Raw genomic sequence first — 13,975 nt, forward strand, 5'->3', positions numbered from 1 at the left:
GAGTCCCGATCTGGGAGGCCGTTAGTCAGTCGGCGCGGTGAGCTCCACCACGGTGCCGTGCGGGTCGTTGTCGCTGACGCGGACCGTACCCCCGAGCGCCTCGGCCCGGTCGGAGAGGTTGCGCAGACCGCTGCGCCGGGTCGTCGCCCCGATGCCGACGCCGTCGTCTGTGACCCGCGTGACGACCAGGCCGGCGCCAACCGTCACCTCGACGGTCACCTGCGAGGCGTGGGCGTGCCGGACGACGTTCGACAGGGACTCCCGGACTGCGGCCAGGATCTGCGGCCGGACCGCGGCGGGTACGGCGGTGTCCACTGGGCCTGTGCAGGTCAGGTGGGGCCGGAAGCCGAGCGTCTCGGTGTACTCGGAGACGAGTCCCTGGAGGTCGGCGCGCAACGAACTGGAGTCCGGCGCGTGCTGCAGCTCGAAGATCGCGGCCCGCAGGTCGTGGATGGTGCTGTCGATGTCTTCGACCGCCCGGCTGAGGCGCTCCTGGTGCTCGGGGCGGGCCAGTCTGTGCATGCCTTGCAGCTGGAGACCGGTCGCGAACAGCCGCTGGATGACCAGGTCGTGCAGATCGCGAGCGATCCGGTCGCGGTCCTCGAGCACGGCGAGTGCATCGCGGTCCTGTTGCGCCTGGGCGCGTTCGAGCGCGAGTGTGGCTTGCCCGGCGAACATACGGACCAGGTCGGCGCCGTCGGTGACCCGGCTGTTCGCACCCTGTTCGAGCGCGACCACCAGGAAGCCGCCGGTGTCCGTCCCGCCGGCAGGCAGCGGAGCGATCGCCGTCCGGCCGAGCGTGGCGCCGGCCGGGAACTCGTTCAGGCTGCCCGCGTCCTTGAGGATCTGCGAGAGGTCCTCGATCAGCACGACCTGGCCGTCGTCGGACACGACCTGCCCGAGGAGCGGGAGGTCAGCCGGGAGCCGGCGCCCGACGAAGCGGCTGTAGTCCGTCGGACCGTCGATCGCGCGGACGACGAGCTCGCCGTCGTCCGCGACCAGTACGCCGGACACCAGCGCCCCGGACACCTCGCAGCAGCGTTGCGCGATCAGCTGCAGCGCCTGATCCGCGTCGAACTGGCCGAGCATCAGTTGGGTGATCTCCGCGGTCACCTCGTGCCAGCGCCGGCGCTGCTCGGTGTCGGCGTACAGCCTGGCGTTGTCGATCACGACGCCGGCCGCCGCGGCGAGCGCGGTGACGGTGCGTTCGTCGTCCTCGGTGAAGTCGGCGCCACCGGTCTTCTCGGTCAGGTAAAGGTTGCCGTAGACATGTTCCCGGGTGCGGATCGGGACGCCGAGGAAGCTCTTCATCGGCGGATGGTTCGACGGGAAGCCGTACGACCGTGGATGCTCGGCGAGGTCGTGCATCCGGAGCGGCTCCGGGTGCTCGATCAGCAGCCCGAGGATGCCGTGACCTTCGGGATACGGGCCGATGGCGGCGATCTCGTCGTCGGTCACGCCATGGGTGATGAACCGGACGAGCCGCTTGCCGTCGGGGCCGACCACACCGAGGGCGCCGTACCGGGAGTCGGCGAGCTCGCACGCCGCGCTGACGATCCGGTCGAGGGTGCTGTTCAGGTCCAGATCGGCGCCGATCCCGACGACGGCGTCGAGCAGGGCGCGGAGCCGGTCCTGGTACTCCATGATCTCGTTGACCCGGCCGAGCAGCTCCTGCAGGAGCGCGTCGAGACGCACCCGGGACAAACCGGCGTACTCCAGCGCCCCCTCGTCCCAGGTACCCCGTCCTGCACGCGAGTCGCCTGCCACGAGGTCAGCCTAGGGACAGTTCCCCGCGATGGGAACCCTCCTAGGCCCCGGTGCGCGGCCGCGCGCCCCACGGAACCAGTCGCCGACCGTGGACGGACTCGACGCCGACGCGGACCAGTTGCGGGTTCTCCATCGGCAGCCAGGAGTGCAGCGGCAGGGTCCGACGCAGCTCGGCCGCCTCGGTGGCGCTGACCACCGAGAGGTGACCGATCGCGGTGACGGTCCAGCCGAGGTGCCGATCGAGATCCACCTCGTCCGCCTCGAACGCCACCACGTCTCCACGTTCGGCGGCCCGGAATTTGTCGCCCTGCCCGGTGCTGAACACGATCGTGTCCGCGTCGACCAGGAAATTCACCAGTCGGACGGCGGGCAGGCCGCCGGCGGTGTAGACCAGGCGCCCGAGCGGTACCGATCCGAGCAGTCGCAGGCACTCAGGCCTGCTGAGGATCGCAAGGCGTGAGTGATCGAAGCGTAGCGGCGCGGTCATGGCAGGTGCCTTCCTGGAGTCTCACCCCAGCGTCGCCGACCGGACCGCCACGCAGTAGGGCCGAAAGTCCCCGATCGCCTGGCCGGGATCGTCAGGCGCCGCCGAGGCCGGAGGAGGCGACGCCGTCGGTGAAGCGGCGCTGGAGGGCGAGGAACAGGATCAGCATCGGAGCGATCATGATGACGCCGGCGGCGCTGACCAGCGGGTAGTTCTGGGTGTAGCCCTGCTGGAAGGCGAACAGCGTGGTCGAGACCGGCATCTTGGCCTCGGTCTGGATCATCGTGACCGCGAACAGGAACTCGTTGTACGCCGACAGCCCGGTCGTCAGCGCGATCGTGAGCAGGCCGGGGAGTGCGTTCGGCAGCACGATGCGGGTCAGCACACCGAGCTCGCCGGCTCCGTCCATCCGGGCCGCTTCCTCGAACTCGCGCGGCATCCCGAGCAGGAACGACCGCAGCAGCAGCGTGGCGAAGGGCGAGAACAGGCCCGTACAGATCAGAATCAGGCCGAACCTGGTGTCGTAGAGGCCGGCCCGGGCCCACAGGAAGAACAGCGGGACCAGAAACATCTGGGCCGGCAACGAGCTGGCCACCAGGACGTACGTGATGAACGCGCTGTTGCCGCGGATCTCCAACCGGGCCAGCGCATAGGCCGCGAGCCCGGCCACCAGACAGGTGAGCAGGATCGTGCCGCCGACGACGATCGCCGAGTTCAGCAGCCCGGCGCCCATGTTCGCCGTCGTCCAGGCCTCGACGAAGTTGCTCCACCGCCAGGTCCCGGGCAGGCCGAGCGAGCTCTCGGCGTACTCGCTGTCGGTCTTCAACGCGTTCAGGAAGAACAAGACGATGGGCCCGACGGCGAAGAGGGCGAGCGCCGTCAGGATGACGTACGTGCCGATGCCGGCCGAACGGAAGTCGCGTCGCACTGTCAGATGTCCCATTGGCGGACCCTCCGGACGACCAGGTAGGCGGTGACCACGAACGCGCTGATGAGTGCCATCACGACGCCGATCGCCGAGGCGTAGCCGGCCTGCAGATTGGTGAACGCGTCGCGGTACAGCACGGTGGACAACAGGTCGGTCGATCCGGCCGGACCGCCCTGGGTGAGGATGTAGACGTAGTCGAAGGCCAGGAACGACCAGATGATCGTCATCAGACCGAGGAACGCGAACGTCGGGCGGATCCCGGGGAGCGTGACGGAGAAGAACTGCCGCGCCGGGCCGGCACCGTCGACGGCGGCCGCCTCGTACAGCGACGGATTGATCCCCTGCATCGCGGCGAGGAACACCACCACGATGAAGCCCCACCAGGCCCAGTTGTTGACGAACGCGACCGACCAGAGCGCGAGGCTCGGGTCGCCGAGCGGGTTGATGTTCAGCAGGTTCCCGATGCCCGTGTCCGGGTCGAGGATGCTGCGCCAGATCGAGGCGTTGACCACGCTTGCGACGACGTACGGGATGAAGTACAGGGTCCGGAACAACAGCCGGAACCGCCGGATCCGGGTCAACGCGTACGCGCCGAACAGGCCCATCGTCATCGGGACGACGAGGAAGAAGACCGTCCACAACAGGTTGTGCAGCAGGCCGTTCAGGAATTCGGCGTCCCGCGTCAGCGCCGCGTAGTTGTCGAGGCCGATGAAGTGCGCCCGGGTACTGATGCCGGTCCAGTCGGTGAACGAGTACCACACCGAGAGCAGGCTCGGGATCGCCACCACGACCACGTTGATCGCGATCAGCGGCAGCATGAACAGCCAGCCGCTGACTCGGCGATCCCGCAGCCGGTCTCCGAAGGTCGCGCTCATCAGGAGCTCCGTCCGCCGGGCTTGGGGGCGGTCGGGACCCGGCCCTGCTGCCGCTCCGCGGTGAACCGGTCGCGGATCCCCTTGCAGTAGTCCTGCGCCGACAGGGATCCCGTGATGACTTTCTCCCAGTAGTTGATCATGTAGGTCTCCGTCTGCTGCGGGAAGAACGTCCAGGTCGTGTAGCCGATCGTCCTGGCCGTCGACAGCTGGTCGTAGAGGTCGACGATGCGGGGATCCGCGCCGCTGCCGAAGTCCTTCCGGGCGATGTGGATCGGTGGCGGCGCGAACGAGATCTGCTCGACGCCCTTGACGATCCGCGCGACGTCGGTGGTCAGGAAGTTGAGGAAGTCGACGGCGGCGTCGACGTCGCCGGTGTTGCTGTTGACGCCGGCGGACTGCCCGATCGCGAGGTCCCAGACGACCTCGGGGACGCCGGCGCCGAGCGAGGGGATGGTCGACCAGGCCCAGTCGGCGTCGTTCCCGGCGGCCTTGCCGAAGTAGTCGCCGAGATTCGCGAACTCCCAGGTGCCGGAGATCATGCTCGCGGCCTCACCGGACGCCAGCTGGCGGTAGATGGTCGGAAAGGTGTTCGTGAAGTACCGGTCGACGCTGCCGCCGAACCAGCCCTGTTTGAACCACCCGGCGAGCCGGTCGACCGCATCCACGAAGACGGCATCGGTCCATTGCGCCGCACCGGTGAGTACGGCGTACATCGCCTCCGGCCCGGCGGCATGGTTGAGGCCGACGCCGACGTGCCACTCGTTGGCGCCCTTGTAGTCGGCGTTCCCGGCGGCGATCGGCACCTTGCCGCGACCGGCTGCCTCGCTGCAGAAGTGCTCGAACTCCTCCAACGTACGGGGGATCGTCAGGCCCAGTTCGTCCAGCGTCGCGGGATTGACGTAGAACGCCATCGACTCGTACGACGTCGGCAGCGTCATCAGCCGGCCGTCGATCTTGGACGCATCGAGCGCCCAGCCCGCGAACGTGTCCGGCCAGCCGTAGCGGTCGGCGTACGGCGAGAGGTCCACCAGGTACCCCGCCGAGTCGTACGCGGACACGAACGACGACGGCCCCGGGGACACGATCACCGATGGTCCGCCGCCGGCCGCCAGCGCCGTCTGGATCAGCCGGTCGATCGTGTTCGACGCCTTGAGGCTGAACTGCACCGGGTGTTTGGTGTACGCCTCGACGAAGTGCTTCCGGTAGTAGTCGGCCTGGGCCGCGCTGTCGAGGTTGTTCCAGATCGTGATGGTGTCGCCGGTCGCGGCTCCCGGGCCGGAGCAGCCGGTGAGCACCGCAAGTGCCCCGGCGAGGGTGCCGCCGGCAACGAACTGACGCCTGGTCAGTGTCATGGTGACCTCCGATGATCGGTACGCGGTGCGCGTCTCAGGTGCGGGCGACCGCGATCGTCCGGTGTGCGAGATCGGAGATCACGGTGTTGTCGAACCCGAAGAGCGCGGAGCGGGTCCGGTCCTGCAGCGGCTCGATGACGTGCGCCGGCAACCCGTTGGGTCCGCCAAGGATTCCGGCGACCGATCCGACCGTCGCGCCGTTCGAGTCGGTGTCCCAGCCGCTCATCACAACCTTGCCGACGGCATCCATCCAGTCACCGCCGGACCAGAGCAGCGCGGCGGTCACGGCGGCCGCGTTGTTGATCGTGTGGACCCACGAGTAGTGCCCGTACGTCATGCGGATCACCTGGACCGCCTCGTCCCAGGTGATGCCCGAGCGGTGCAGTCGAACCACGTGCGACACCGCCTCATGGAGACGGGATCGCTGGGGCAGTACGGACAGAGAGGCCTGGATCGCCTCGTCGGCGTCGGCGGCCGTGAACGCTGCGGCGACGAGTGCGGCCGCCCACATCTCGCCGTACACACCGTTCGCCGTGTGCGACAACGTGGCGTCCTGGTACGCCAGGGCTGCGGCCTGCCACGGATCGCCCGGGTTGACGTACCCGAACACGTCGGCCCGGATCTGCGCACCGATCCACTCCCGGTACGGGTTGCGGAACGACGCCGTCCGGGGGACCGGAATCCCTTTGGCGAGGTTGATGTACGCCGCTCGCTCGGCGGTGTAGATCTGCTTCAAGGGAAAGAGCGCGAGCCACGCCTCTCCGACCTGGTCGGGCCGCAGGGCGCGCCCGTGGGTCTCGAGCAGGTGCAACGCGAGGATGGCGTAGTCGATGTCGTCGTCGCGGGCAGATCCGTGCACGTTCCCGCGCGTGGTCTCGGGCCAGTTGTCCCGCAGTTCGAAGCCGGCGGGCATCGGGTCGAGATGCGGAACGTAGTCGGTGAGGGGATAGGCGTCCGCGAGTTCGAGGTAGGTACGGATGTGCTCCACGGTCCAGTGGTCGCCGTCCTCGATCGGCTTGCCGATGTTGCACCCCGCGACCCGGCCGAGCCACGCGGCGCGGACCTGCTCGGCGTGCCGGGTGTCGTCGACGCCCTGCGGTGCGGTTGTTCCGGCGGCGGCACGGATGTCCTCGAGCGCCTCCGGTTCCTCGTACGTCCACTCGACTCCGCGGGCACTGTTGCCCATGGCATCGACGAGTTGCAGTACGGCGGTGTGGTCGGTGGGATCGGTCTCGTTGGCGGTCTCGACGATGTCGTCGACGTCGAAACCCGACTCCCGGCGCTGCGCGACCTCGGCGGCCAGCAGGTCGGTCGGGAGGAGTGCGTCGTGATGGCGCAGGCCGTACGCGGGGGAGAGCGCAGGCTGGTTGGGGACGGTCATCAATTTCCTTTCCCGGAAGGTTACAAACCGATTTGCATCGACGCCGATCTACGCCACGGGATCGCTCCGGTGAGGTCAGGTCGAGTCGCGGATCTGGAGGGTCGTCGGGAGCGTGGTGAAGGTGAAAGCCGCCTCCGTCCGCGGCCCTGCCAGGCGGGCGAGGACCGCTTCGGCGCAAGCTTCTCCGACTGCTGCGGCCGGGTTCTTCACGGTGGTGAGCCGAGGGGTGAGCAGCTCGGCCAGGTCGATGTCGTCGAAGCCGACCACGGCGACATCCTCGGGGACTCGCAGCCGGGCCTCGCGCAGTACGTCGAGCGCCCCGATCGCGATCAGGTCGTTCGCGCACATCACCGCGCGCGGCCGCGAGTTGCACTTGAGCAGGCGCCGCATCGCCTCGGCGCCGCCGTCCCGGGTGAACGGGACGTGGTCGATCCAGTCCTCCGGTACGTGGTGCCCTGCCGCGGCCGACGCCTCGCGGAACGCCGCGAGCCGGCTGAGGGCGACCTTCACGTCGGACGGGCCGCTGACGAAGGCGACCTCGCGGTACCCACGGTCGACCAGATGCCGAAGAGCGTCGCCGATGCCGAGTGCGTCGTCGCTCATGATCACGTCCGCCGGCACGTCGACCGCGGCATCCGGATCACCGACCGCGGCGACCAGCGGCAGTCCGCCGACCAGTTCGCGGATGTCGGGCACGCTCATCGCCATCGGGTGGATGACGACGGCGTCGACCTGACGCGCGACCATCTCCTCGAGCAGGTGACGCTCACCGCTCGCCGAACCGTCGGTCTCGCCGATCAGCAGCGCATAGCCGACCGCGTCCAGGCCGCGGTGCAACGCCTTGATCACCGCCGGGTAGTACGGGTTCGAAAGGTCCGTCGCGAGATAGGCGACCGAGAGCGTCGAACGCCGCCGCAGGCTCTGCGCCACCCGGTTCGGCCGGTACCCGAGCTCCTCGATCGCCGCGAGGATCCGCTCCTTCGTCTCGGCAGCGACATACCGCTTGCCGCTGAGAGCATGCGAAACCGTCGTACGACTCACGCCCGCGGCCGCCGCGACCGCAGAAATATCAACCTTCACGGTCGCCTCCTCTACGCTCGCAAATCGGTTTGCATTCGCCCGCAGGTTAAGCGAACACCCACCGCAGGTCAACGCCCTGGCGCCCACAACAGCCGGGTACTGGGATTGGCGTAGGCGTGTTCGTGTGAGTGGGGGATGCCGGGGTGGGTGGCGGCCGGGAGGCTGGGCATATGGGTGAGGGGACGATCACTGCGCTGGGGCATGCCGGATTGCGGATCGACGGGGCGGGGTTCCGGATCCTGGCGGATCCGTGGTTGTCGCCGGGTGGCGCGTTCCTGGGGTCGTGGTTTCCGTTCCCGGACAACTCGCACCTGCTGACCGCCGACCTGCTCGACGTCGAGCTGGTGGTGATCTCGCACGAGCATCTCGATCATCTGGACCTCGAGCTTCTCGCCGGCCTGCCGTCGTCGATCCCGGTCGTGGTCCCGCGGTACCCGTCGACGATCATGCAGCGCCGGCTGCGCGCCATCGGCCGCACGCGAGTGGTCGTACTGGACGCCTGGCAGCGGTATCCGCTGAACGACCAGGACTGGCTGACGGTGATTCCCGAGCAGTGCCCGATGAGCCACGACTCCGCCGTACTGCTGAAGATGGGGGACCGCAGCGTCCTGCACACCAACGACGCGCGGATCTCGCTCAGCCAGGCGCGCCGCGCGATGACCGAGGTCGGCGGTCCGCTGGACGTGATGGGCGTGCAGATGTCCGGCGCGAGCTGGCATCCGGTCCGGTACGAGTACGACGGGGTCGAGCGCGAGCGGATCGCGACCGTCAAGCGGATCGGGAAGTTCAAGGCGGTCACACGTCTGGTCCGGCAGGTCGAGCCGCGGCTGGTGATGCCGTACGCGGGTCCGCCGTGCTTCCTCGATGACGAACTGTTCGAACTCAACAGCGGACTGCGCCCGGGCGGGATCTTCCCCGACCAAGGTGAGGCGCTGGCCTGGCTGGCTGACCGGATACCGACCCAGGCGGGAGCCTGCCTCCTGCCCGGGGACCGGATCCTGCTCGACGATCTGTCCGTCGTGCGCGATCAGCACTGGGCCGGATTCGCGCTGGACGCCGGGCCCGCGGAGCGGCGACGTTATCTGACCGAGTACGCCGCTCGCCGTCGGCCCGCCATCGACGCCGCCTGGGCCGCGAACCCCGAGTCGCGGCCCGGGCTGGCTCAACGCTTCAAGGCCCATTTCGAGTCGCTCGGAACGCTGTCGGAGTACTTCCTGGCCCGGATCGGGATGACCGTACGGTTCGAGGTCTCCGGTCCGTACGGGGGAGTGTGGGACGCGCACATCGGGCCGGACCGGGTGACTGTCGAGCTCGCGGGCGGTCAGGGACCTGCCGACTACCGCTTGAAGCTGGACGGTCGTTGGCTGGACGGTGTCGTCTCCGGCCGGACCCGTTGGGAAGAACTCCTGTTGTCGCTGCGCTTCACCGCACGCCGGCAGCCCGACCGGTACAACGACTACCTGGTCGGCCTGTTGAAGCACGCCGACCGCGCGGCACTGCGAGCGGTGGAGGCGTTCGAGGCGCGCCGGGATCCCGACGAGACGACCGAGATCACGGTCGACGGACGGCAGGTGCAGGTGAGCCGGTACTGCCCGCACGCCGGAGAGGACCTGGCGGAGACCGGCGTCGTCGTGAACGGCGTCCTGCGCTGCCTCGGTCACAACTTCGAGTTCGACCTGGACAGTGGAGCCTGCCTCAACGCGCGCTGCGACCCGATCGTCGTGAAGTCCGCGGAGCCTTACGAGGCCGAAGAGGCGGTCTGAGCGCTGACCGGCTGTTGCAGGTCCGCAAGCCCGACCACGAACAAGGCGGTCACGAGCACGTAGTACAGGGTGCGCAGGATCGTGGGACGGTCGAGGTACTCGCGGTCGGCCGCGACGCGCAGCGGGACGAGGACCTCGAGGTACCAGCGCTCCACGTCGGTCTGTCCGTTCGGCGGTACGGCGGACCGCTCGCGGTACCGCAGCTGCGCCGGACCCGTCAGGCCAGGCCGTGCTTGGAGGACCGCGCGACACGATGAGGGGTATCCGGCGGCCAGCGCCGAACTCTCCGGCCGGGGACCCACCAGCGTCATCTGACCGCGCAGCACGTGCCAGAGCTGCGGCAGCTCGTCGATCGCCGTCCGCCTGAGGAATCCACCGATCCGGGTGATCCTTGCGTCGCTGGTCGCGGTGACTTCCGGACCTGGGGCCGACAGCCGCATGCTCCGGAACTTGTACAGCGTGAACGTCCGGCCGTTCTGGCCGACCCGCGACTGCCGGAACAGGACCGGCCGGCCGTCGGAGACGACGATCAGTACGGCGACGAGCACCAGCAGGGGTGCCGCCAGGATCAGCAGCACCCCGCCGGCCAGGATGTCCAGCAGGCGCCGGGCCGGACCGATGGTGGCGAGTTGACGGTTCGATGGCATGAGCTTCTCCTCTACTGTCCGGTGCCGGCGGCAACAAAGACCGCCGTGAAGACCTGGGCGGCGAGATCGCACTCGTGGTTGTAACTCGCCGAGTCCGTGGGGAGCGTCGACGGCGTCAGGTGCGTGATCAGCCGGACGCCTTGCCGGTGCCGCTGCAGCATCGCGGTCCACAACGGGTTGACCCGGAGGTCCGGCGCCAGCAGGCTGACGATCTTTCCCTGGTAACGCTGCCGCCAGGTCCAGATGTCCACTGCTTGCGCGCCGGCTGCGACGGGCACGTCGACGTACGTGGCGGCGTCGGACGCGGCTTGATCGGCGGACCCTTGATAGCCGTCGGCGTCGGCGAGTGCCTTGCGGGACTGGAGGATCGTCATGGAGCCCCAGCCTTGGGCCCGGATCCGTTTCCAGATGTCGGTCTGCGCGGCTCGCCGGTCCAGCCCCCATTGTGCGTACGTGCTGTCGTCCAGGAGCCCGCTGCTGAGATCCAGCCGATCGATGAGGTGCGCTCGCAGGTAGCTCTCGACGGCTGCAGCCGTCGCGGCGGGGTACTTCTGCCGGACGCGTTGCGCGCAACCTTCCTGGTTCCCGCCGCGCCAGGGCAGGCAGCCGAGCTCCGGCACCACCGCGTCGACCAGGATCTGCTTGCCGGGGGCAACCTGCGCCAACCGGCGGTGGGCCTGGGTGAGGAAGTCCGTGGCCTGAGCCGGCGAGGTCAGTCCGTCGCCGTACCCGATCTCGTCGGAGATCTTGAACCCGGCGGTCCCGGGAACCTTCGCGAGTTGGCCGAGCCGGGCGATCGCCTGGTCGAACGCCGCCGGGCCTTCGAGCCACTTGGCGACGAGATCGGTCTCCCACCAGATGGCCACGCCGCGGCGATGCAACGCGGTGGCGAGCGCGACGTACCGGTCGCCCGCGAGATCGACCGGCACGCTGCCGGCGGTGGGCGTGCTGCCCGGATCCGGCGGTTGCGGGGTCGGAGTCGTGGAGATCGGACTCGGAGTCCCGGTCGGGTTGCCGTTCTGCGACTTCCCCGAGCAGCCGCCGACGAGCATCAGAACGGCGGCGACGAGTGCAGTTGCCTTGATCATGTTCCCTCGCCAACAGCAACAGGTGCCCGGTGGCGTGGCGCGGCTGCGCTGAGCCGCAGCAAGAGCCCGATGAGCAGGGCGTCCGTCGACAGGTACGCCGCCGTGGACGCCACGGCTGCACCGAGCGCGCCGTACCGGGGAATCAGCGTCACGTCGAGGACGACCGTGATGACCAGTCCGGCGCCGAGGACGATCGAGTTCAGGCCAGGCGTTCCGCGCCCGTACAGGTAGGCACTGGCCACGCCGGATCCACCGGCGAGGATCATGCCGGCCACCAGGACCCGCGCCGGCGTCACCGCAGCTCCGAACGAGGCGCCGTACAGCAACCGCAACACGGGAGCGGCGAGCAACGCGACCGGTACCGCGGCGACCATGATACCGATCAGGCTCGGCCGGATCATCCGCCGGGCGGCACGGGCGGCCTCGCTCTGCTCGAGCTTGGCGAGTCGTGGATAGAAGACCCACGTCAGCGCGGTGCCGGGCAGCCGGAGCAGTTCGGCGTACTTGGACGCGACGGCGTACCCGCCCAGGATTGCCGGGCCGGCTATCGCCCCGAGGATCGCGACGTCCAGCCGGAGGTTCAGCAGCGTGATCAGTCCGCCGACCTGACCGCGGAGGCCGTACGACGCGACCTGCTTTCCGAGTACGCGATCGGGCCGGCCCCACCAGCCACGCCCGCGGCCGGCCAGACCGTACCGGTGCCAACCCAACCGGCGGCTGACCCGGCGCCACGCGTCGACCGCGACGACCACGTCCGCGAGGCCGAGACCGATGACGATCGCGGCGATTCCGTGGATGCCGATCACCAGAGGCAGCACAAAGCACGGCAGGAACGCAAGCTCCTCGGCAGCGATGACCATATCGCCGCCACGCCGGTCTTCCAGTCCCTGCAGCGCTGTCTTGCCTAGTGTCAGCAGCAGTTGCGTGGCGACCGTCGCGCCGGCGAGTGCGATCAGCCACGGTGGCTCATGAGGGAAGAACACCTTGGCGATCAGGGGGGAGGCAGCGATCCACAGCGCCGTACCGGCAAGAGCCCCGGCAAATCCGATCGCCATCAAAGTCGGCCACAGGCGAGGCAGGTCGCGCCGGGGCTCGGCCAGGAAGTACGCGAGCGCACCGGGCAGCCCGAGTACGCACAGGACGCCCACGAGGCCCGGCATCATCCGCAGCAGTGCGTACTCGCCGACCGCTGACGGACCGCCGGTTCGTGCGACCAGAACGGTCGCGAGCGTCAGCCCGAGAATCGCCAGCAGCCGGGCGGAGCAGTTGGCGAGCACAGTTCGCAGCAGTTCGCCGGCCCGTAACCTGGATCGGATCATGGCGTCTCCTCCGGCTGATCCTGCATGGCGAGGACGAGGGCCGCGATCAGGCCGAGCCAGGTCCACAGGTGCCGGAAGTGCAGGACCTCGTAGAAGCCCGCCGCAGTGGCCATCACGGGTCCGACGACCGCGAGCAGCCAGGGTCTGGGGACCAGGTCGGCGTACGCCTTCGGCAAGGTGCCGAAGACCAGCCGCAGGCACCGTACGAAGAGCGCGATGCCGAACAGCAGGAGCCCGATCCCGCCGATCACGCCACGCTCGAGCAGGGTGGCGAGGTAGTCGTTGTGGGCTTCCTTCACGTACGGCGCCTGCGTCGCGGCGAGGGTCGCCTTGGTCCGCGCGGGACCGAAACCGGTGGCGTCGCCCTTCAGGAACAGGCTCGCGCCCTCCTTGACGATCGTTGCCCGCTCGCCGCTGGAGTTGGCGCTGCGGCCGAACGAGTCGCGCAGCAACGGGATGCTTCCGGCCGCCTGCTCGCGGAGCTGGCCGAGATCGACACGCGGCATGACGAATCCGACCATCACCCCACCGAGCAGCGCCGCCGTCGCGAGCGTCGCGACCCCGGCGACCGCGCCCTGCTTGCGATACCTGGTCACCGTGAAGGCGAGGACCAGGCCGACGAGCAGGGTGAGCATCGCGCCGTTCGATCCGGTGAACCCGATCGCGATCAGCACCAGCAGGTACGCGATCCGGCGGACGCCGGGGGACCGCGGATGTTTGCAGGCAGCGATCATGAACAACGACAGCACCAGGTAGTTGCCGGCCAGGTTCGGGTCGCCGAAGGTGTACGACGCCCGGACGCCGTCCTTCGCGGAAACCCCTGCAATCGCATTGATTCCGCCCACGTACGCGATCACCATCACGCCCGAGTAGATGGCGGCCGTGCGGCACCAGGCGACCGTGACGGAACCGATGATCGCCGGGTTGTGCCGCCCGAGCGCCACCGTGGCGCCCCAGGCGAGCAGCAGCAGGTCCTGGATCAGCACCAGCCCGGTGCCTACCGGTGCGACCGAGACCAGTGCCGCGAAGGCGCCGCCGAGCATCAGCGTTGCGACCCCCGCGGCGTACGGAAGTCTGATCGGCAGGTGTTCGCGAACGGCCCAGAGCAGGCCGAGCACGATGCACAGCAGGATTCCCGCGTCGGCCGGTGCGGTGTTCCCGGGGCCCGCGGGTACGAGGAACGGCAGCAGGCATGTGGTGAGGCCCATCATCGCGGCGAGAACGTCGCCGCGCGGGAGGGCCGGCCAGCCGGCGATGCCTCCGGTGGGTGCGGGAACCGTGGTCGTCATCG

At 69.1% G+C, this 13,975-nt stretch carries 12 protein-coding genes; 1 reads left to right on the top strand and 11 read right to left on the bottom strand.

The genetic code is table 11. The features are described from left to right. Positions 1-21: 21 nt before the first annotated feature. From ACGFI6_RS35185 to ACGFI6_RS35215, 7 genes are all read right to left on the bottom strand, one after another. Entirely contained in the window at positions 22-1,767 is a 1,746-nt protein-coding gene (locus tag ACGFI6_RS35185) for a GAF domain-containing protein (RefSeq protein WP_393126429.1), read from the bottom strand. A 40-nt stretch (positions 1,768-1,807) separates the two neighbouring features. Next, a complete protein-coding gene (locus tag ACGFI6_RS35190) occupies positions 1,808-2,254 on the bottom strand; it encodes a pyridoxamine 5'-phosphate oxidase family protein (RefSeq protein WP_393126431.1) in 447 nt (148 codons plus the stop codon). 91 nt (positions 2,255-2,345) lie between these two features. Further along, positions 2,346-3,194 (bottom strand): carbohydrate ABC transporter permease, encoded by an 849-nt coding sequence (locus ACGFI6_RS35195; RefSeq protein ID WP_393126433.1) that lies wholly within the window; start codon positions 3,192-3,194, stop codon positions 2,346-2,348. Beyond that, entirely contained in the window at positions 3,182-4,054 is an 873-nt protein-coding gene (locus ACGFI6_RS35200; RefSeq protein ID WP_393126435.1) for a carbohydrate ABC transporter permease, read from the bottom strand. The genes ACGFI6_RS35195 and ACGFI6_RS35200 overlap by 13 nt, the downstream gene beginning before the upstream one ends. Then, on the bottom strand, positions 4,054-5,406 hold the full coding sequence (locus ACGFI6_RS35205) for an ABC transporter substrate-binding protein (RefSeq protein ID WP_393126437.1): 1,353 nt from the start codon (positions 5,404-5,406) through the stop codon (positions 4,054-4,056). The genes ACGFI6_RS35200 and ACGFI6_RS35205 overlap by 1 nt, the downstream gene beginning before the upstream one ends. 34 nt (positions 5,407-5,440) lie before the next feature. Next, positions 5,441-6,787, bottom strand: coding sequence for an ADP-ribosylglycohydrolase family protein (locus ACGFI6_RS35210; protein ID WP_393126439.1), 1,347 nt, complete (start codon positions 6,785-6,787; stop codon positions 5,441-5,443). A gap of 75 nt (positions 6,788-6,862) precedes the next feature. Next, entirely contained in the window at positions 6,863-7,867 is a 1,005-nt protein-coding gene (locus ACGFI6_RS35215; protein WP_393126441.1) for a LacI family DNA-binding transcriptional regulator, read from the bottom strand. A 170-nt stretch (positions 7,868-8,037) separates the two neighbouring features. Here ACGFI6_RS35215 and ACGFI6_RS35220 point away from each other — a divergent pair, with 170 nt between their 5' ends. Further along, complete coding sequence (locus tag ACGFI6_RS35220) at positions 8,038-9,630, top strand: MBL fold metallo-hydrolase (protein ID WP_393126443.1); 1,593 nt, start codon at positions 8,038-8,040, stop codon at positions 9,628-9,630. On the opposite strand, the gene ACGFI6_RS35225 is transcribed toward ACGFI6_RS35220, so the two are convergent. Genes ACGFI6_RS35225 through ACGFI6_RS35240 form a run of 4 tightly spaced genes read right to left on the bottom strand, consistent with a single transcriptional unit; the run spans position 9,606 to position 13,973 of the window. Beyond that, on the bottom strand, positions 9,606-10,277 hold the full coding sequence (locus tag ACGFI6_RS35225) for a sugar transferase (protein ID WP_393126445.1): 672 nt from the start codon (positions 10,275-10,277) through the stop codon (positions 9,606-9,608). The two genes, ACGFI6_RS35220 and ACGFI6_RS35225, sit on opposite strands and share 25 nt — an antisense overlap. An 11-nt stretch (positions 10,278-10,288) precedes the next feature. Beyond that, entirely contained in the window at positions 10,289-11,365 is a 1,077-nt protein-coding gene (locus ACGFI6_RS35230; protein ID WP_393126447.1) for a hypothetical protein, read from the bottom strand. Continuing rightward, the gene (locus tag ACGFI6_RS35235; RefSeq protein ID WP_393126449.1) at positions 11,362-12,684 is read right to left on the bottom strand and encodes a lipopolysaccharide biosynthesis protein; all 1,323 of its coding nucleotides are present in this window, start codon (positions 12,682-12,684) and stop codon (positions 11,362-11,364) included. Before ACGFI6_RS35235 ends, ACGFI6_RS35230 begins: the two co-directional genes overlap by 4 nt. Beyond that, positions 12,681-13,973, bottom strand: a complete 1,293-nt coding sequence (locus ACGFI6_RS35240) for an O-antigen ligase family protein (RefSeq protein WP_393126451.1) — start codon at positions 13,971-13,973, stop codon at positions 12,681-12,683. Before ACGFI6_RS35240 ends, ACGFI6_RS35235 begins: the two co-directional genes overlap by 4 nt. Between the last annotated feature and the right edge of the window lie 2 nt (positions 13,974-13,975).

It is taken from the genome of Kribbella sp. NPDC048928, from assembly GCF_043197975.1.
Taxonomy (GTDB): domain Bacteria; phylum Actinomycetota; class Actinomycetes; order Propionibacteriales; family Kribbellaceae; genus Kribbella.

Excerpts from the sequence above, each read along its gene's own strand:
- ACGFI6_RS35190 (WP_393126431.1), bottom strand. The coding sequence starts at position 2,254 with ATGACCGCGCCGCTACGCTTCGATCACTCACGCCTTGCGATCCTCAGC.
- ACGFI6_RS35195 (WP_393126433.1), bottom strand. The coding sequence starts at position 3,194 with ATGGGACATCTGACAGTGCGACGCGACTTCCGTTCGGCCGGCATCGGC.
- ACGFI6_RS35200 (WP_393126435.1), bottom strand. The coding sequence starts at position 4,054 with ATGAGCGCGACCTTCGGAGACCGGCTGCGGGATCGCCGAGTCAGCGGC.
- ACGFI6_RS35205 (WP_393126437.1), bottom strand. The coding sequence starts at position 5,406 with ATGACACTGACCAGGCGTCAGTTCGTTGCCGGCGGCACCCTCGCCGGG.
- ACGFI6_RS35210 (WP_393126439.1), bottom strand. The coding sequence starts at position 6,787 with ATGACCGTCCCCAACCAGCCTGCGCTCTCCCCCGCGTACGGCCTGCGC.
- ACGFI6_RS35220 (WP_393126443.1), top strand. The coding sequence starts at position 8,038 with ATGGGTGAGGGGACGATCACTGCGCTGGGGCATGCCGGATTGCGGATC.
- ACGFI6_RS35225 (WP_393126445.1), bottom strand. The coding sequence starts at position 10,277 with ATGCCATCGAACCGTCAACTCGCCACCATCGGTCCGGCCCGGCGCCTG.
- ACGFI6_RS35230 (WP_393126447.1), bottom strand. The coding sequence starts at position 11,365 with ATGATCAAGGCAACTGCACTCGTCGCCGCCGTTCTGATGCTCGTCGGC.
- ACGFI6_RS35235 (WP_393126449.1), bottom strand. The coding sequence starts at position 12,684 with ATGATCCGATCCAGGTTACGGGCCGGCGAACTGCTGCGAACTGTGCTC.
- ACGFI6_RS35240 (WP_393126451.1), bottom strand. The coding sequence starts at position 13,973 with ATGACGACCACGGTTCCCGCACCCACCGGAGGCATCGCCGGCTGGCCG.